Below are 18,401 nucleotides of genomic sequence, written 5' to 3' on the forward strand. Positions count from 1 at the left end.
GTGTAATCAAAGTGTCCGGATTGCCTTACTTGCCCCAGCTCAGCACGAGCGGATCGAGGCGGCGTGCGACTTTCATCAGGCCGGCGCGGGTCGATGGATGCATCGCGGCGAATGGGTGGCGCGTGGTGTCGGAGTGGATCACGCCGCCTTCCATCATGAGCGCTTTGCAGGCCGCGAGGCCGCATTGACGGTTCTCGTAGTTGATCAGCGGCAGCCATTGCTCATACAGCTTGGCGGCGCCTTCCGTGTCGCCGGATGTGTAGGCGTCGACGATCTTGCGAATCCCGTCCGGATAACCGCCGCCGGTCATCGCGCCGGTCGCGCCGGCATCGAAATCCGGAATCAGCGTGATGGCTTCCTCGCCGTCCCACGGGCCGATGATTGCGTCGCCACCCAGTTCGATCAGTTCGCGCAGCTTCGAGGCAGCTTGCGCCGTTTCGATCTTGAAGTACGACACGTTCGCGACTTCCTTCGCAAGCTTCGCCAGGAACGATGCAGACAGCGGCGTGCCGGCGACCGGTGCGTCCTGGATCATGATCGGGATGTCGATGGCGTCGGACACGCGGCCGAAGAACTCATGAATCCCGCGTTCGCCCACGCGGATGGTCGCGCCGTGATACGGCGGCATGACCATGACCATCGCGGCGCCTGCGTCTTGCGCGGCGCGGCTGCGGGCGGCGCAGACGTCACTGCTGAAATGCGTGGTGGTCACGATCACCGGCACGCGGCCGGCCACGTGCTCCAGCACGGCTTTTTGCACCTCGGAGCGTTCGTCGTCGGTGAGCGCGAATTGTTCGGAGAAGTTGGCGAGGATGCACAGGCCGTGCGATCCGGCGTCGATCATGAAGTCGATCGCGCGTCGCTGGCCGTCGAGGTCGAGGCGGCCGGAGGCATCGAAGACGGTCGGGGCGACCGGGAACACGCCGCGGTAGGGCTGATTGGGCATTGCAAGTCTCCATTGTGATTGGAGGAACTATAGGTGCTGGCAGAAGGCCCTGTATAGTGAAACCTTTCCATCTAGTGATCGCTTTTGCGACTCACCCCGACGTTTGACCACCGCGCCATGAAATCCACGCTGGATGTATTAATGGGCCGCTTGCGCATGAAGCAGTTGCAGCTGCTGATTGCGCTCGACGACCACAAGTCGCTGCATAAAGCGTCGAGCGCGATGTCGATGACGCAATCCGCCGCGAGCAAGGCGCTGGCCGAGCTCGAGTCGATGCTGGAGGCGCCGCTCTTCGAGCGCGCGAAGAAAGGGCTGGTGCCGAACCAGTTCGGTTTTTGCGTCATCCGTTATGCGCGGCTCCTGGCGGCGGATTTGACGTCGCTGTGCCAGGAAGTCGCCGATATCCGCTCGGGCACCGGCGGCCGGCTGGCGGTCGGGGCGATCATGGGATCGGTGCCGGAGCTGGTCGTGCCGATCCTGAACGAGCTGCAGGTGCGCAATCCGGGTTTATCGATTGAAATCGTGGAGGACACGAGTGCGCGAATGCTGGCGCTGCTCGACGAAGGGCGGCTGGACCTGGTGGTCGGCCGCTCTATTGTCAGCGATGAACCGTCCAGGTACCTCTATCAGCCGCTCGGCGATGAGCCTTTGTCGGTGGTGGTGGGCTTCGATCATCCGCCGTTTGCATCCGGCGAGCTGACGTTTGCCGACCTGGGCGGGCATCGGTGGGTCACGTACCCGAGCGCCATGCCCATGCAGGCGCTGTTGCAGCGTGAGATGGATCTGGCCGGGGCGCAGGTGCCGGTGAGCGCGATCTCGACGGCGTCGACGTTCGTGACGGTCGCGCTGCTGCAATGTAGCGCCGACCTGGTGTCGGTGCTGCCCGCGGGCGTGGCCCGGCTGTTTTGCAAGCATCGCATGCTGCGCACGCTGCCGATCGGATTCAAGTCGAAGTCGCAGACGTTCGGGATCGTGACGCGCAAGGTGGGCGTGCTGTCACCGTCGGCGCGCCAGTTTGTCGAGCGCCTGATGGACGCAAGCACGTCGATATCGCTTGCGACCCCAAGCGGGGACTGACGCCGGCCAGGCGGGGGAGCAAGCCAATCTGTTCACCCCGCCATTGTGTCGTCTTATACTTTAGCCACTCGAGTCCGCTACCCGGACCGGGCGTTCCGGCGGGCGCCATCCACCCACGCGCCGGCGTTAGCATGACTCCAGGCGCCGACCCCGCGCGCTACAGCTTACGGATTTCGGGCATGAGCCAACCCACCATCGGCGCCTTGAATGGCCTGGCCACTGCCTTGCGTGGACAGCAGAAAAAGCTCACCGAGCGCTGGATGCAACTGGTCTTTGGCGACGCCGAGGTGGAGCATTCAGACGATCTCACCCACCGGCAGCTTGCCGACCATATCCCGCGCATTTTCGACGAAATCTGTCTGGTGCTCGAATCGCAGGATATGGACACGCAGGAGCAGGCAATCGAGCACGACGCGCGCGAGCACGGAAAATGGCGTTGGCAGCAAGGCTACCGAATAGATGAACTGGTTCGTGAGCTCGACCTGTTGCGTCAGGTCCTGCTCGCGGCCATTGGCGAGTACGCACATCGGCATCCCTCGTTCGACCGCAAGCGCGAGGAACGGGCGCGCCTGATCACCGATCAGACGCTCAGTTTCGTGACGCTCACGTCCGTTCGCGAGGCGGTGGGCGAACGCGACCGGAAACTCGACGATTACACCGGCATGCTGGAGCGCGCGAATCACGAACTGACCCTGCGGCAAAAGTTGATCAGCGACCTTTACGAAACGCGCATGCAGGTTGCCCGGCGTGTGGCTCACGATCTGCGCAACTTCCTGAACGTATTCGCCACCGCGCTGCAACTGATTGGCCGCTCACAGGCGAAAAACGAGCGGGCGATCGCGCTCGCGAAACGGCAGGTCGCGGACATGGCCACGCTCGTCGATGAAATGGGCGAATACTCGAAAGTCCTTGGCGATGACTCCATCCTGACGATCGAGCGTCTCGACCTGACCGAACTTTTCGACGAACTCATGCTGCTCTGCCATGCGTCGGCCCACGCGAAGGGTCTGACGCTCAAGGGGCGCGTTGATCCGGCGTTGAGCATGGTCAAGTCCAACCGGCTGAAGATGAAGCAGATTGCGCTGAACCTGCTGTCCAATGCAGTCAAATACACGACGACCGGCGAGGTGGAGCTGGCGATGGTCACGTCGGGCGCGACACACTGGACGCTGCGCGTGTCGGACACGGGCATGGGGATCAGCGAAGAGGATCGCGAACGGGTATTCGAGGAGTTCGAGCGCGCCGCTTCCGATGAGATTCCCGGCACCGGCTTGGGGCTGGCGATCGTGAAGGAACTCGCGCGCGAACTGCACGGCGTAATTCGCTTTGAATCGTACAAGGGCCGCGGCAGCGTGTTCGAAGTGCGTTTTCCGCAGGTGCTTGAAATTAATGACGGGGCTGAGGCGGTTTGAGATCGGGCGGGTATCTGATGTTGCGTGGCCGGCCGGGTAGCGAATGTTGCTTGCTGCGTCTTCCACAAGATCGCCTTGAAACACGCCCATTCTTTCCTGGCTAATCGGCCGCGAACGGCAATTCACCCTGAACCGATTGCGGCTCGGCGACGTACGATCCCGTCGGCAGTAACGCCGTCACGCGCACCCCGAGCAAACGCAGTCGCCGGTCTAGCGGGACGCGCTTCAGGCACTCGGTTGCAGCACGGCGGATTTCCATTCCATCGGCCGTTGGAAACGGGACCGTCAGGTCACGCGTGACCGTGCTGAAGTCGTTATAGCGCAGCTTGATGCCGACCGTGCGACCCTCGTAGCCCTTGCGCCGCAGGTCATCGGCCACGCGCGTACAGAGGTCGGTAAACGCCGCCGAGAGTTCTGCCCGATCGTGGCGTACATGCAGGTCGCGCTCGAAAGTGGTTTCGCGGCTCATCGACTTCGGCTCGGAGCTGACCACGACGGGCCGTTCGTCGAACCCCTGCGCCACTTCCAGGAGCCATGCCGAGTAAGTCCGGCCAAAGCGGGCTTGCAGGATCTCGGGGTCCGCGCGCGCCAGGTCACCGACGGTTTCGATACCGAGAGCCGCCAGTTTTTCATTCGCCTTCGGCCCGATGCCGTTCACCTTGCGTACGGGTAGCGGCCAGATTCGCAACGGGATGTCGGCGGGGGTGAGGATGGTCAGGCCGTCGGGTTTATCCAGTTCCGAGCCGATCTTTGCCAGCAGCTTGTTCGGCGCGACGCTGATCGAACATGACAGGGCGGTCGCGTCGCGCACGGCCTGCTTGATGCGTGCAGCGGTCTCGGCGGGGTCCCCCGGCAGGTCCGTCAGGTCGATGTAGATTTCATCGATACCGCGGTTCTCGATCTGCGTGGTGAACGTGCCCACTGCCTCCTTGAAGAGGCGCGAGTAGTGCCGGTATGAGTCGAAGTCGGTGGGCAGAAGGATGGCGTCCGGCGCGAGCTGCGCCGCTTTCATCATGCCCATGGCGGAAAACACACCAAACGCGCGCGCTTCGTAGGTTGAGGTGGTGACAACGCCGCGGCCTACGTAATCGCGCAGACGCTTGAAGCGCCGGGTGCCGTCAGGCAGTGTTTCAGGCGTGGCGTTCCTGCCGCCGCCAATCACCACCGGCTGGCCGCGCAGTTCCGGATACCGCAGCAGTTCGACGGACGCATAAAAGGCGTCCATGTCGAGATGCGCGATGTACCGTGTGGCAGTCATTGCTGCGCTCCAGCACACAAGAGGCTTGACGCGATTGACACGTTAAAACCGCAAGTGCCGACATTTCCATTGGGAACGGACATGACCTGAATGGCTGTATGGATGTACAGTATTTTACATCAAAAGTGCTGGGAGCAATACCGTGGGGGAGAGGAATTAGCTCGACTGCGCGTCATTCAAAATCAAAGGCATGCAAACAAATTCGGTCACGCGGCAGATGACGCGGAATCGAATAAATCGGGCTCGCGGGATTTGTGACGCGAATTTTGTTGGATTGGCGGGAGTGTGAGAGCGGCGCGCGTTGCCGGTTGCGACAGGCTGCGTGAGGCCGCTTACGGTCATTCGATCCGTGAACGTGAATCGTCGACAAACCGTCCGGCGCGTGGCGCGGTGGATGCTATCGTCAGGCACGCGCCAATTGACGAGGCAGGTGTGAAGTGACGCGCATGCGTCAAGATGGCTTGTAGACGTCCGGTCGCAAAACCTCCATGAAACGCCATGCGTTCCCGAGTTCGGTGAAGCCGAACTGCGCATAGAGCGAATGCGCGTCCGATGTCAGCAGCAGAAGACGGCGAAGGCCCGAAAGATCCGGGTGTTGCATCACTTCGTGCATCAGCCATTTCGACAAACCTTTGCCCCGGTGCGCCTCCAGAATGAACACATCGGCGACGAGTGCAAATGTTGCCCTGTCAGTGACGACGCGAGCCAGGCCGACCTGCGCCGCCGCCTGATAGATGCCGAAGCACAGCGAATTAGCGATCGACTTTTCGACGACCTCTCGAGGTATGCCGGCGGCCCAATACGAATCGTTCGACAGAAACCTGAAAATCATTTCGTGGTCAAGGCGCGCTGCATCAGTCGAAATTTCGTATCCGGCGATAGTCATGGTCACGGTACCGTTCTCGTGGAGTTGGCGATGGGCGACTAGCTTCGTCAGGCGACTATCAGGCCGCATCGATAGGTGCGCCATCGCTTGTTAGTGGCGCCTCCACCGTGAGTCAACCTGACTTTTGGCTCATTTGGCTCAACACGTCTATCGAAGATTCTGAAGGCGAAGCCCTTCGTTTGACATCTACAGTGCCTTTGCTCTCACCAACACAGTTGCATTCACCCATGTGATACGGGAGGGCCGGTATTGAAGATGGCGCGCATACACGCGCCGCAAGCGTATTCAGCTTGTTGAGACGGCGGACAGACGACGGCTTATCGGTCGCCGGCTCTATTTGCACGACGGGAATCTTCTCCTTGCCGCGTGCTGGCCGCGTCAGCCGCGGGCTAGTGACGCAGTCTTTACGCCGTTTTAATGTCACCGCATGAAACTCAGTGCGCTCTTGATGTGGACTTCCGTAAATTACCGCGGATGTTCACAACCAAAGTCCAGTCATGCATAAGTTGTCCCCCTCAAAACGAAATCGCAATTCCGTCTGTATCAAGACGTTCCCCGAGCTTCGCATCAGTCATTCAAGAGCGCTCCAATCATGACCTGGTTAGCCGGTTTGCTCGCGACCGCCTTGTTCGCCTATTTGCTCTACGCCCTCATCAGACCCGAGCTCTTTTGATCAAGCGCTGCGCCTCCCACACTTTTTGATGACCCTTGGTAATACTCATGAGCGATCTGATATTCATCGCCGTGTCGCTGGCTTTTTTCGCCACCACGGCAGCGTTCGTATGCGCATTGGACAGGATCTGAGAAACCGATATGCTCAATGATCTCGTTCAATTCGCGCTTTTTCTGGTCGCCATGACCGCGCTTGCGGTGCTTATGGGGAAGTGGCTGACCCGCGTGTTCATGCGTAAGCATCATGGACTGCCGGAACGCTGGACCTACGGCCTGCTCGGCATCGATCCCGCCGAGGCGATGTCGTGGAAGCGCTACGGCATGGCCCTGGTGCTGAGCAATGCGGCCATGATGCTGCTTGGCTATTTCCTGCTGCGCATACAAGACTGGCTGCCCTTCGATTCACTCCTGCGTGCAGCGCAAACACCCGATCTCGCGTTCAACACGGCTGCGTCGTTCGTCACCAACACCAACTGGCAGTCGTACTCGGGTGAGAACAGCCTGTCCAACTTCTCGCAGATGGCGGCGATCACTTTCCTGATGGTGGTGAGCGCCGCGACGGGTGTAGCGGCATGCGGCGGCTTCATTCGCGGACTGAGCCGCAGGAGCACGCAGGACATTGGCAATTACTGGGTGGATTTCACGCGGGTCGTCTATCGCGTGCTGCTTCCGGTATGCCTGCTTCTCGCCCTCGTCTACGTATGGCAAGGCATACCGCAAACGCTCAGCAGCGAGGCCGTGGCCACCACGCTGGAAGGCGTGAAACAGCACATCGTGATGGGGCCTGTGGCCAGTCTCGAGTCGATCAAGCATATCGGCACCGATGGCGGCGGCTTCTTCGGCATGAACTCGGCTCATCCGTTCGAGAATCCCACGCCGTTCACCAACACGTTGCACATGCTTAGTATGCTGCTGATCCCGGCGGCGCTTACCTATACCTTCGGCAGCATGCTGCTGCGCCGCCGGCAGGGTTGGGCGTTCTTCGGCGCCTTCGTGGTCATGTTCATCGGCTTCCTTGCCATCGTTTACAGCGCCGAGCAACACGGCAATCCCCTGTTCACCCCGCTCGGCGTCGACCAGCAGCAAAGCACGCTGCAGGCGGGTGGCAACATGGAGGGCAAGGAGCTGCGCTTCGGCATCGGCCAGACCAGCCTGTTCGTGGCAGTGACCACGGCCGGCACAACGGGTTCGGTAAATGCGATGCACGATTCGCTGACACCGCTCGGCGGTCTCGTTCCGATTGCGGAAATGATGCTCAACAACGTGTTCGGCGGCGACGGCGTGGGCTTCATCAACCTCATTACGTTCGCTATCCTGACCGTGTTCCTGGTGGGCATGATGATAGGGCGCACACCCGAATTCCTGGGCAAGAAGATCGAGGCCCGGGAGATGAAGCTCGTCATGCTGGCTGTGCTCGCTCATCCGCTTTGCATCCTCGCGTTCACCGCGTTGGCGGTCAGCGTGCCCGGGACGACCGATGCCCTGAACAATTCCGGTCCGCATGGCTTCAGCGAAGTGCTCTACGCCTACACATCTGCGACCGCCAACAATGGCTCGGCCTTCGGCGGGCTCAGCACCAACACGCCGTTCTTCAACACAACCATCGGCCTCGCCATGCTGTTTGGCCGCTTCTTCACGCTCCTTCCGATGCTCGCAGTAGCGGGCGCGCTCGCGGCCAAGAAGACCACCCCGGAAGGGCTCGGAACGCTGCCCACCGCCACGCCGCTCTTCACCGGACTCCTGGTCTTCGTGGTCGTGCTCGTGGGCGGCCTGACATTCTTCCCGGCGCTCGCACTTGGGCCGATCGTCGAGCAACTGATGCTTTCGAGCAGCCATCTCTTCTAAGGACATCGCCATGACTGCAATCAATCAAACGCGTGGCCCCGGCGCGCCAGTGTCCAAGGGCCTGTTGCGCCCGGTGCTGGTGTCCGCGGTTCTCTTCATGGGGGTGACGGGACTCGCCTATCCCCTCCTGACCACCGGGCTGGCGCAGATGCTGTTTCCAGATCAGTCGCGCGGCAGCCTGATCGAGCGCGACGGGGCGCCGATCGGCTCGGCCGTCATCGGCCAGGATTTCACGAAACCGCAGTATTTCCACCCGCGCCCGAGCGCAACCACAGGTGCCGATCCGGCGTCGTCGAGCCAGACCATCGCTCAACCCTATAACGCCGCGTTGAGCGCCGGCAGCAATTACGGACCGACGAACAAGAAACTGATCGACCAGGTGCGCGCAAGAGCGCAGGCCTATCGCACTGAAAACGGGCTCGCGGCGAACTCGCCCGTGCCCGTCGATGCCGTCACCGCGTCGGCGTCGGGCCTGGATCCCGATATCTCTCTGGCCAACGCGCTCGCGCAAGCCGAACGCGTTGGCCGTGCGCGCGGCATGCCCTCGCTGAGCGTCAAAGCGCTCATCGGGCATGAGTCAACCCCGCTCCAGCTCGGCATGCTGGGCGAACCCCGCGTGAATGTGCTTAAGCTCAATCTGGCTCTGGATGCCCTTGCGGCACAGCGGCCTGCTCAGTAACCGAAAGGCTTGGTATGAATTCGCAAAACAAGAGTTTGATATCCGACGTGGCGGCGCCGCACGTGCACGCAATTCCGCTGAACTGGAGCACGATCCTGAGCGAAGCGTTCAGGAAACTGTCGCCACGGGCTCAATTGAAGAATCCGGTCATGTTCGTGGTGTATATCGGCAGCATCGTCACGACGCTATTGTGGCTGCAAGCGCTGTTCGGCCACGCCGATGCACCGTCCGGCTTCATCCTGGCAATCACTGTCTGGCTCTGGTTCACGGTGCTGTTCGCCAACGCCGCCGAAGCGCTGGCCGAGGGGCGCGGCAAGGCCCAGGCGGCGGCCTTGCGGGGGGCGCGCAGGCGCGTCTATGCCAGGGTCCTGAATGAGCCGCGCTTTGACAGCCCGTCGTATCCCCTGTCGAGCGACGAACTCGTCGCGGGCAAGATCGTGCTGGTGCAGGCAGGCGAGATGATTCCCGCCGACGGCGAAGTGATCGAAGGCGTGGCGTCCGTCGACGAGTCCACGATTACCGGTGAATCCGCTCCCGTGATCCGTCAATCAGGCGGGGATCTGTCGTCGGTCACCGGGGGCACGAAGGTGTTGTCGGACTGGCTCATCGTGCGGGTCACAGCCAATCCCGGCGAAGCGTTCCTCGACCGCATGATCGCGATGATCGAGGGCGCCAAGCGCGCGAAGACGCCCAATGAAGTTGCGCTCACTATCCTGCTGGTGGCGCTGACCATCATCTTCCTGCTGGTGTGCATGACGCTCCTGCCGTTTTCGAACTTCAGCGTCGCCGTCACAGGCAATGGCGCGCCGGTGGGCATCACGGTGCTGATCGCGCTGCTCATCTGCCTGATTCCGACCACCATCGGCGCGCTGCTGTCGGCAATCGGTGTCGCCGGCATGAGCCGCATGCTCAAGGCCAACGTGATCGCCACCTCGGGGCGGGCGATTGAAGCAGCGGGCGACGTTGACGTGCTGCTGCTTGACAAGACGGGCACCATCACGCTCGGAAACCGCGAAGCCGCCGCGTTCGTGCCGGCCAGGGGCGTCGCCGAGCAACTGCTGGCCGATACGGCGCAACTCGCCTCGCTCGCGGACGAAACGCCTGAAGGCCGCTCGATCGTGGTGCTGGCCAAGAAACGCTTCAACCTGCGCGGCCGCGATCTGCAGGATAGTCAGCCGATACCGTTCAGCGCGCATACGCGCATGAGCGGCGTAGATATTGGCAGCCGGCAAATCCGCAAGGGCGCGGCTCAAGCGATCCGGGCGCACATTCGAAGCCTGAATGGGTTGTTCCCGGAGGATGTCGATCAGGCGGTGGAGGAAATCTCGCGTCGCGGCAGCACGCCGCTCGTGGTGTCGGACGGCGAGCGTGTGCTCGGCGTGGTTGAGCTCAAGGACATCGTGAAGGGCGGCATCAAGGAGCGTTTCTCCGAACTGCGCCGCATGGGCATCAAGACCGTGATGATCACCGGCGACAATCGTCTGACAGCCGCGGCGATCGCGGCCGAAGCAGGCGTCGACGACTATCTCGCGGAGGCCACGCCCGAGGACAAGCTCAACCTGATCCGCCAGTACCAGGCTGAGGGACGCCTGGTCGCGATGACCGGCGACGGCACCAATGACGCGCCGGCGCTTGCCCAGGCCGACGTTGCGGTGGCGATGAACAGCGGCACGCAGGCTGCCAAGGAAGCGGGCAACATGGTCGACCTGGACAGCAATCCGACGAAACTGCTGCGGATAGTCGAGGTGGGCAAGCAGATGATCATGACGCGTGGTGCGCTCACCACGTTCAGCGTGGCGAACGATCTGGCCAAGTACTTCGCCATCATCCCGGCCGCGTTCGTCGCGACCTATCCGGCGCTTGCCGCGCTCAACATCATGGGGCTGCACAGCCCGTCGTCGGCGATCCTCTCGGCGGTGATCTTCAACGCGCTCATTATTGTCGCGCTTATCCCGCTCGCACTACGAGGGGTGAAGTATCGCGCCGAGACAGCCCAGCGGCTGTTGTCACGCAACCTGCTAATCTACGGTGTAGGGGGTGTGATCGCTCCTTTCATCGGCATCAAGCTGATCGATCTGCTGATCACACCGTTTCTATGAGCTTGTCCGCGCGTGGCTCCTGGCGGCGTTGCATCGCTGACGCTTGGCGCACCGCGCGTCAGCCCGCAAGCATCGGCAATGACGCATCGTGAAGGCAACCCGCATCGATCCCGATCACTTTCTTCAGGTGATCGCTAACGAAAACAAAGACAGCGCGCGTGGGCAACTGAAGATTTTTTTCGGCGCCTGCGCCGGAGTCGGCAAGACCTACGCGATGTTGCAGGCCGCGCGCCAGCGCCTGCATGAAGGTGTCGCGGTCCTGGTGGGCGAAGTGCAGACGCATGACCGGGAAGCCACCCGGCGTCTGCTGGAAGGGTTGCCCGGACTGCCGCGCAGGACCGTGCAGTATCGCGGTCTTACGCTGCACGAATTCGACCTCGACGGCGCGCTTGCCGCTCGCCCGTCGCTGGTCCTCATAGACGAACTGGCCCACGCCAACGCGCCCGGCAGCCGCCACGCCAAGCGCTGGCAGGACGTAGAGGAACTGCTCGCGGCGGGCGTGGACGTGTACACCACGCTCAACGTCCAGCACCTGGAAAGCCTGAACGATATCGTGGGCGGCATCCTCGGCATCCGGGTGCGCGAGACGGTCCCCGACCAGTGCTTCGACCACGCTGCGGACGTAGTCCTGGTCGATCTGCCGCCTGACGATCTGCTGGCCCGCCTGGATGCCGGCAAGGTCTATCTGCCTGAGGCGGCCGAGCAGGCGCGCCGCAATTTCTTTCGCAAAGGCAATCTGATCGCACTACGCGAGCTCGCGCTGCGGCGCGTGGCGGACCGCGTGAATATCGATGTGCGCAGCTATCGCGACCGGAAATCGGTGCATACGGTCTGGGCGACGAAAGAGCGCCTGATGATCTGCGTGAAGGCCGAGCTATCGCATGAAAAGCTGATCCGCGAGGGCGTCCGTCTCGCGCAGCATCTGCAGGCCGACTGGATCGTCGTGCATGTCGATCGTCCTCGCGGCGCGCGCACTCAGGGCATGCGCGAGGCGCTGCTGAGACTGACGAAGCTGGCTGAAAGCCTCGGCGCCGAGTTCGCGAACCTTCCGGGTGAGGACGTGGCGCAGACCTTGCTCGAGTACGTGCGTACGCGCAATGCGAACAAACTGGTGTTGGGGCGCGACAGGGGGCAACTGCGTTGGCCGTGGAGCCGGTCACTTGCCGACCGTATCGCCGATGCGAACCCGGATCTCGGCCTGATACTGCTGAGTGCAGAGCGTCCAGCGCCGCGCGCCCGTGTGCCGTTGGCAACCCGGTCGACGGCCGGAACCGGGCTTAGGCCGCACCTGCGCTCACTCCTGCTCGCGACGCTCGCCTGTGCGTTCACTACGTTCATCGCAAGCTTGCTGCTGCTGTTTTTCGATTCTTCCAACGTGGTGATGCTGTTCATGTTCGCGGTCGTCTTGCTGGCGTTGCGGCTTGGACGAGCCGCCGGCGCCTGGGGCGCCGTGTTGAGCGTGGCGAGCTTCGACTTCTTTTTCGTCGAGCCGCGATTTTCGTTTGCCGTCTCCGACACGCAGTACCTGTTCACCTTCGTATTGGTGCTGGCGGTGGCGCTCGTCACGGGCGAGCTGGCAGCGCGGTTGCGCTTCAAGGCCCGGATGGCCACCGAGGGCGAGCGGCGTGCAACGGCCGTCGCCCTGGTGGCGCGCGAATTGTCCGGGGCGATCGAGACCGAGCAGATCGCCGCCGTTTGCACCGGGACCATCGCGCGCTTGTTTGCTGCACGCATAGCGTTGGTGGTCCCGGACCTGGAGGAGCATCTGACGTGCGCCGATCAAGCCGAATTCGTCGATACGTCCGTCGCACAATGGGTCTACGATCATGCGCAACCTGCCGGCAGCGGCACTCAGGTGCTGCCGGCAACAGAAGCGCTCTATCTGCCGCTGAAGGCGCCCATGCGCATGCGTGGCGTGCTGGTCATGTGCATGGAGGAAGGATCGTTGTCTCCCGATCCCGACGAACGGCGATTCCTCGACGCGTGCTGCTCGCTGATCGGGCTTGCGCTCGAACGTACGCACTTCGTCGAAATCGCGCAGGACACCCTCGTGCGCATGGAAGGTGAGCGGCTTCGCAACGCGCTGCTCGCGGCGGTGTCGCACGATCTGCGCACGCCGCTCACTGCAATCCGCGGACTTGCCGAAACGCTTGAGCCGAACGATTTGCCGGCGGAGGAACAAGCGTCGGTGTCGCGTGCCATTCGTTTGCAGACCGAGAGCCTGCACCAGCTCGTGACCAACCTGCTCGATCTGGCGCGCATGCAGAGCGAAGGCGTGCGGCTCAACCTGGAATGGCATGCACTCGATGAGATCATCGGCAGCGCGCTCAGGCGGCTGAGCAGCGTGCTCGCCGGGCACGTCGTGCGCACGCGCCTGGCCGCGGACTTGCCACTTGTCGAACTCGATGCGGTCAGCTTCGAGCGTGTCCTGGTCAATGTGCTCGACAACGCCGCGAAATACACGCCCGCGGGTTCGACGGTGCAGATTCACGCGCGCGCGTCGGCGGATACCATGCATGTGTTCGTGGAAGATGACGGTCCGGGCTTGCCGTCCATCGACGCTGAGCGCTTGTTCGAGGCTTTCACGCGCGGTACGAAGGAATCGTCGATCACGGGTGTCGGCCTGGGCCTGGCCCTGTGCCGCACCATCGTTGAAGCCCATGCCGGCACGATCGACGTCGAACGCTGCGTACCGCATGGCACGCGCTTCGAAATCCGCCTGCCGCTTGGAACGCCACCCCATATCGATCAAGAGACTTTGTCATGAGTAAGCTACGCGTGCTGATAGTGGAAGACGAAGCGGATATCCGGCGCTTCATTCGCCTGTCGCTCGAGCGAGAAGGCATGACGGTCTTCGAGGCGACCACGGCCGCGCAGGCGCGAATCGAGTCAGCGAGCCGGCAGCCGCATCTGGTGATCGTCGATCTCGGCTTGCCGGATGAAGACGGCAAGGATTTCATCCGTGACATGCGCAATTGGTCCAGTGCGCCCGTGCTCGTACTGTCGGCCCGGGACAGGGAAGAAGAGAAGGTTGAAGCATTGAACGTTGGCGCGGACGACTACCTGACCAAGCCTTTCGGCGTGCCGGAACTGATCGCGCGAGTGCGCGCACAGTTGCGGCGCGCGAACGTCGTGAGCGTGGGGCGGACGTCGTCCGTTGTGAAGTTCGGGACGATCCACGTCGACCTCGCCACTTACGAAGTCATCCGCGCCGGCGTGCCGGTGCATATGACGCCAACGGAATTTCGCCTGCTCACCGCGCTGATCCGCGGTTACGGCAAGGTCATTACGCACCGGCAGCTTCTGCTTGAAGTCTGGGGGCCAGGTTACGTAGACCGCCCGCACTACCTGCGGGTCTATATGACCAATCTGCGCCAGAAGCTCGAAGACGATCCGGCCCAGCCAAAGCACCTGATCACCGAGTTGCAGGTGGGCTATCGCCTGGCTGGCATATCGACCTAGGTCTCAATGTTCGAGCCCCGGACGAAACGTCTGAGTGCGCCACGTCGCCTGGTGAACATGCCTTCGTATAGGGTGCCCTAAACACCTGTTTGATGCCGGTACCCATAGAGACGATTTCCCACTAGCGCGACCGAGAATATCCTGATTCCACTGGATCGGCGACTCGTGGAGGTGCTTAGCCATCGACCGATGGCCTCACGGTGCGCGGCGTCGCGCAGATACCAGATATCTTGAGGATGTGACCGTGGATGAACTGAAGCTGGGGAAGCCCGCCGTCCTGGACCAAGTGTTGAAAAACGGAATGATGATAACGGGGCCGAACGCATCGTCCGTCGTCGGTTATCTCGGGCACCGCACGCCGCTCGATCAGGGCATTGACGGCGACTTGACGGCGACGCTCAGAAGCCGCGACAACTGCGTAAGGTTGAGATGCAATGGAAAAACCCGTCATCCTGGCTGTCGACGACGACCCCATCGTGGCCGGTGCGGTTGCGCGCGACTTGCAGGTCGCCTACGGCGAGCATTATCAGATCGTGCGCACTGTGTCGGGGCAGGCGGCGCTCGAGGCGGCGCAGCAACTGCGCCTGCAAAATCGAGCCATCGCGCTTTTCATCGCGGATCAGCGCATGCCGCAGATGAGCGGCCTCGAGTTCCTCGAACAGGCGGTCGAGCTGTTTCCCGAAGCCAAGCGCGTGCTGTTGACGGCGTACGCAGACACGGACGCCGCGATCCGCGCGATCAACTCGGTGCACCTTGATCAATATCTGCTTAAGCCCTGGCATCCGCCGGAACAGAACTTCTATCCAGCGCTCGACGATCTGCTTGCGGACTGGCAGGCTTCCTTTCGTCCGGCATTTCAAGGCATTCGCTTGCTCGATCACCGTTGGTCGCCGCAAGGGCACCAGTTGCGCGACTTCATGGCGCGCAATCACATTCCGTACCATTGGGTCGACGTGGAACGGCAAGACGAGTCCGATCCACTGCTGAGTTCGCTGAATCCGGCGCATCGGCAACTGCCCGCGGTGGTGTTCGAGGACGGCACCGTGCTCAGCCGCCCTTCGACCGCGCAGATCGCCGAGCAGGTGGGGTTGCGCACGCGTTCGACCACGCCGTTCTACGACCTGGTGATCGTCGGCGGTGGGCCAGCCGGGCTGGCTGCGGCAGTGTATGGCGCCTCAGAAGGGCTGCGCGTGGCGATCATTGAATACGACGCGCCAGGTGGCCAGGCGGGAACGAGTTCCCGCATCGAGAACTATCTCGGCTTTCCGGCCGGCGTCAGCGGCGCGGAGTTGTCGCGCCGCGCACTGATGCAGGCAAAGCGCTTCGGCGCGGAAATGATCCTGACGCAACATGCGGTCGGTTTGCGTGTCGACGCACCGTACAAATTCATCACACTGTCCGACGGTTCCGAGGTCAGCTGTTTTGCCCTGGTGGTCGCAAGCGGCGTGTCCTATCGCAAGCTGGATGCCCTCGGCGTCGATGCGCTCACCGGAGCAGGGGTCTACTACGGCGCGGCATTGGTCGAGGCGGTCGCTTGCGTCAAGCAGGACGTGTATGTCGTAGGCGGCGCCAATTCAGCGGGGCAGGGCGCGATGTTCCTGTCCAGGTATGCGCGATCGGTGACGCTCCTGTGCCGCCGCGCCTCTCTGACTGCCGGCATGTCGCACTATTTGATCGAGCAGATTCACGATACCGAGAACATTCATGTGCGGCCCTTTACGGAAGTCGACAGCGTAGGCGGCGAGGGCCACCTCACCGAAATCACCTTGCGTGATGTACAGACCAGGCGCGTGGAGACGCTTCAAGCAAACGGTCTATTCATTTTCATCGGCGCCGCGCCGTGCACAGACTGGCTGCGCGGGGTGGTCGAGCGCGACGAGCATGGCTTTTTATTGACCGGTCGCAGCCTGGTCAAGGCAGGCAGACCGCCAGCCGGATGGCGGCTCGGGCGCGACCCTTTCCTCCTTGAGACCAGCGTCCCCGGTATCTTCGCGGCCGGCGACGTACGTGCCGATTCGGTCAAGCGCGTCGCGTCGGCTGTGGGGGAGGGATCGATTGCGGTGCATTTCATTCACCAGTACCTGGCTAACATATGAGCGATCTGTCCACATTGTTCGAGATGCCGCTCTTCGCGGGATTGTCCGAGGAGTGCAAGCGACGAGTGAGTGCAAACCTGAGCGAGCGCCGCCTGAAGCAGGGGGAGGTCCTGATGCGCGAAGGGCAATGCGTCACCCACCAATTCATTCTGCTCGAGGGCGAACTTGTAACGGAACGAGTGGTGAGTGGACGGCAGATGTTTAGTGAAACGCGCACCGCGCCGACGTCGATTGCCGAGGCTTCGCTGCTTGCCGGAGTGCCGGCGCCATGGACCTACACCGCCGCGACAGACTGCCATCTGGTTGCGCTTTCGGAGGAGATGTTCCATACCCTGGTACGCGAATGCGAGTCCTTCAGCAGGATCATTTACCGTTCCATGTACGCACGCGTCAACGTCTACGACACGTTTATGCTTACCGGCGAAAAGCTGGCCGCTCTGGGCCGGTTATCGGCCGGACTCGCGCATGAGCTGAACAATCCGGCGGCGGCTGTAGCGCGTGCCGCGGACAGCTTGCGCGAGTCGCTCGACACCCTGCGTGAGGCGACTCGTGTACTCGTCATGAGCGCGATGCCGCCTGCAGTGATGAACACGCTGAACGACTGGGCTAGCCGTGCCGCGCCGGCGGCGGATACCGCGCCTCAAGCTGCGTTGCGGCAAAGCGAAGCGGAAAGCCTGCTCGCCGACTGGCTGGCGGAACGCGGCATCGAAAAACCCTGGCTGCTTGCACCGCAACTCGTGGCAGCAGGGTTCGCGCCGGAAGGTCTTGCGCCGCTAGCCGAACGCCTGACGTCCGAACAGTCCTGCGCCGGCATCCGCTGGCTGGCCGCGACACTGGAACTGCGTTCCCTCGCAGAGCAGGCATGGCTTGGTGCAGGCCGGATCTCGGAGATCGTGAAAGCCATGAAGGATTATTCCTACATGGACCAAGCCCCCTTGCAAGAGGTCGACATTCACGACGGCATAGAAGATACGTTGACCATCATGTCGTACAAACTCAAACACGGGATCATTGTGAAGCGGGACTACGATCGCGCCTTGCCGCACGTGCCAGTCTACGGCAGCGAACTCAACCAGGTCTGGACCAACCTGATAGACAACGCGATCGACGCGATGGAGGGCAGTGGCGAGCTTTCCATTCGTTCTTACCAGGAAGGCGACTATGTTGTAGTCGAAATTGGTGATACCGGAACGGGTATTCCGGCCGAGATCCTCCCGCTGCTCTTCGAGCCTTTCTATACCACCAAGCCGCTAGGTAAGGGCACCGGTCTGGGTCTTCATATGGCGTACCGCACCGTTGTACACCGCCACAACGGGACGATCAATGCTGTGTCTCATGCCGGCGAGACGAAATTCCAGGTGCGCCTGCCCTTCGGCGTCGGTAGAAAACCTGACGGTTCGATCCTGTCATCCGGTCCGATCGCGTGAGCTCAAAACGGTCTTGCCGAAGCATGCTAAACCTTGCCGATAAGATGATTGGTTAGCCAAACTAAGGATAAGCATCGTTGTTTCGCGCTGCGTCCCGGCGGCACTATTGCATGCAGATCGACGTGTAATCCACAGTGCGCCGGATTAAGTAATGACGGCCCGTTGGTGAGAGCCAAGGGTCTGTGCAAACAATTTCGAGGTACCCATTGGCCAGAAGCGTGATTGACGTCGACATATTTTCACCCTGAGGGAGTCGCTGGTGCGTTGCCAAACGTCTGAGTAAGCCCACCGAAAAGCGGGCTTTCGGGGTGTGCTTATCAGACTCTGTTCGTACGCTGTCACGTGGGTGCTGCGTCATGCTCGAGGATTTGGGAGACCGCCTGGTGCGCACCGCGTTGTATTAAAGGTACTTCCGATTCCAAACATAAACCATGCTACAAGCGGACGGTTGCCCGCCATCTTGGTCTTGCCAGTTAATACTTTGATGTGCATGGATCCGCCACAACCGAAGGTTCGCCCACTTTCTGCGCGGTGAGCGCGCA

At 61.9% G+C, this 18,401-nt stretch carries 13 protein-coding genes; 10 read left to right on the forward strand and 3 right to left on the reverse strand.

What is annotated here, in order from left to right:
* Window positions 1–25 precede the first annotated feature (25 nt).
* Window positions 26–946 (reverse strand): dihydrodipicolinate synthase family protein, encoded by a 921-nt coding sequence (locus FH08_RS0105360; protein ID WP_031357342.1) that lies wholly within the window; start codon window positions 944–946, stop codon window positions 26–28.
* A 117-nt stretch (window positions 947–1,063) separates the two neighbouring features.
* Here FH08_RS0105360 and FH08_RS0105365 point away from each other — a divergent pair, with 117 nt between their 5' ends.
* Window positions 1,064–2,023, forward strand: a complete 960-nt coding sequence (locus FH08_RS0105365) for a LysR family transcriptional regulator (RefSeq protein WP_031357343.1) — start codon at window positions 1,064–1,066, stop codon at window positions 2,021–2,023.
* Between the two features lie 179 nt (window positions 2,024–2,202).
* Entirely contained in the window at window positions 2,203–3,435 is a 1,233-nt protein-coding gene (locus tag FH08_RS0105370; RefSeq protein WP_031357344.1) for a sensor histidine kinase, read from the forward strand.
* Between the two features lie 100 nt (window positions 3,436–3,535).
* Here the strand turns inward: FH08_RS0105370 and dinB are convergent, their stop codons facing one another.
* A complete protein-coding gene (gene dinB / locus FH08_RS0105375; RefSeq protein WP_031357345.1) occupies window positions 3,536–4,693 on the reverse strand; it encodes a DNA polymerase IV in 1,158 nt (385 codons plus the stop codon).
* A 451-nt stretch (window positions 4,694–5,144) separates the two neighbouring features.
* The gene (locus FH08_RS0105380; protein ID WP_031357346.1) at window positions 5,145–5,579 is read right to left on the reverse strand and encodes a GNAT family N-acetyltransferase; all 435 of its coding nucleotides are present in this window, start codon (window positions 5,577–5,579) and stop codon (window positions 5,145–5,147) included.
* 592 nt (window positions 5,580–6,171) lie between these two features.
* On the opposite strand from FH08_RS0105380, the gene kdpF reads away from it, so the two are divergent.
* From kdpF to FH08_RS0105420, 8 genes are all read left to right on the forward strand, one after another.
* Window positions 6,172–6,252, forward strand: coding sequence for a K(+)-transporting ATPase subunit F (gene kdpF / locus FH08_RS54305; protein ID WP_075583288.1), 81 nt, complete (start codon window positions 6,172–6,174; stop codon window positions 6,250–6,252).
* A gap of 140 nt (window positions 6,253–6,392) precedes the next feature.
* The gene (gene kdpA / locus FH08_RS0105390) at window positions 6,393–8,096 is read left to right on the forward strand and encodes a potassium-transporting ATPase subunit KdpA (RefSeq protein WP_031357347.1); all 1,704 of its coding nucleotides are present in this window, start codon (window positions 6,393–6,395) and stop codon (window positions 8,094–8,096) included.
* 10 nt (window positions 8,097–8,106) lie between these two features.
* Window positions 8,107–8,775: a potassium-transporting ATPase subunit KdpC gene (gene kdpC, locus FH08_RS0105395; RefSeq protein ID WP_031357348.1), complete on the forward strand. Its 669-nt coding sequence runs from the start codon at window positions 8,107–8,109 to the stop codon at window positions 8,773–8,775.
* A gap of 14 nt (window positions 8,776–8,789) precedes the next feature.
* Complete coding sequence (kdpB, locus tag FH08_RS0105400) at window positions 8,790–10,874, forward strand: potassium-transporting ATPase subunit KdpB (RefSeq protein WP_081889367.1); 2,085 nt, start codon at window positions 8,790–8,792, stop codon at window positions 10,872–10,874.
* Between the two features lie 88 nt (window positions 10,875–10,962).
* Window positions 10,963–13,641 carry a sensor histidine kinase gene (locus FH08_RS0105405; RefSeq protein ID WP_031357350.1) on the forward strand — a complete coding sequence of 893 codons (2,679 nt, stop codon included), beginning with the start codon at window positions 10,963–10,965 and terminating at the stop codon, window positions 13,639–13,641.
* Entirely contained in the window at window positions 13,638–14,336 is a 699-nt protein-coding gene (locus tag FH08_RS0105410; protein WP_031357351.1) for a response regulator, read from the forward strand. Before FH08_RS0105405 ends, FH08_RS0105410 begins: the two co-directional genes overlap by 4 nt.
* Window positions 14,337–14,770: 434 nt before the next feature.
* Window positions 14,771–16,432 carry an FAD-dependent oxidoreductase gene (locus tag FH08_RS0105415; protein WP_031357352.1) on the forward strand — a complete coding sequence of 554 codons (1,662 nt, stop codon included), beginning with the start codon at window positions 14,771–14,773 and terminating at the stop codon, window positions 16,430–16,432.
* Window positions 16,429–17,859 (forward strand): ATP-binding protein, encoded by a 1,431-nt coding sequence (locus FH08_RS0105420; protein ID WP_051887797.1) that lies wholly within the window; start codon window positions 16,429–16,431, stop codon window positions 17,857–17,859. The genes FH08_RS0105415 and FH08_RS0105420 overlap by 4 nt, the downstream gene beginning before the upstream one ends.
* Window positions 17,860–18,401: the final 542 nt, after the last annotated feature.

Source organism: Caballeronia sordidicola (assembly GCF_000729995.1).
Lineage (GTDB): Bacteria > Pseudomonadota > Gammaproteobacteria > Burkholderiales > Burkholderiaceae > Caballeronia > Caballeronia sordidicola_A.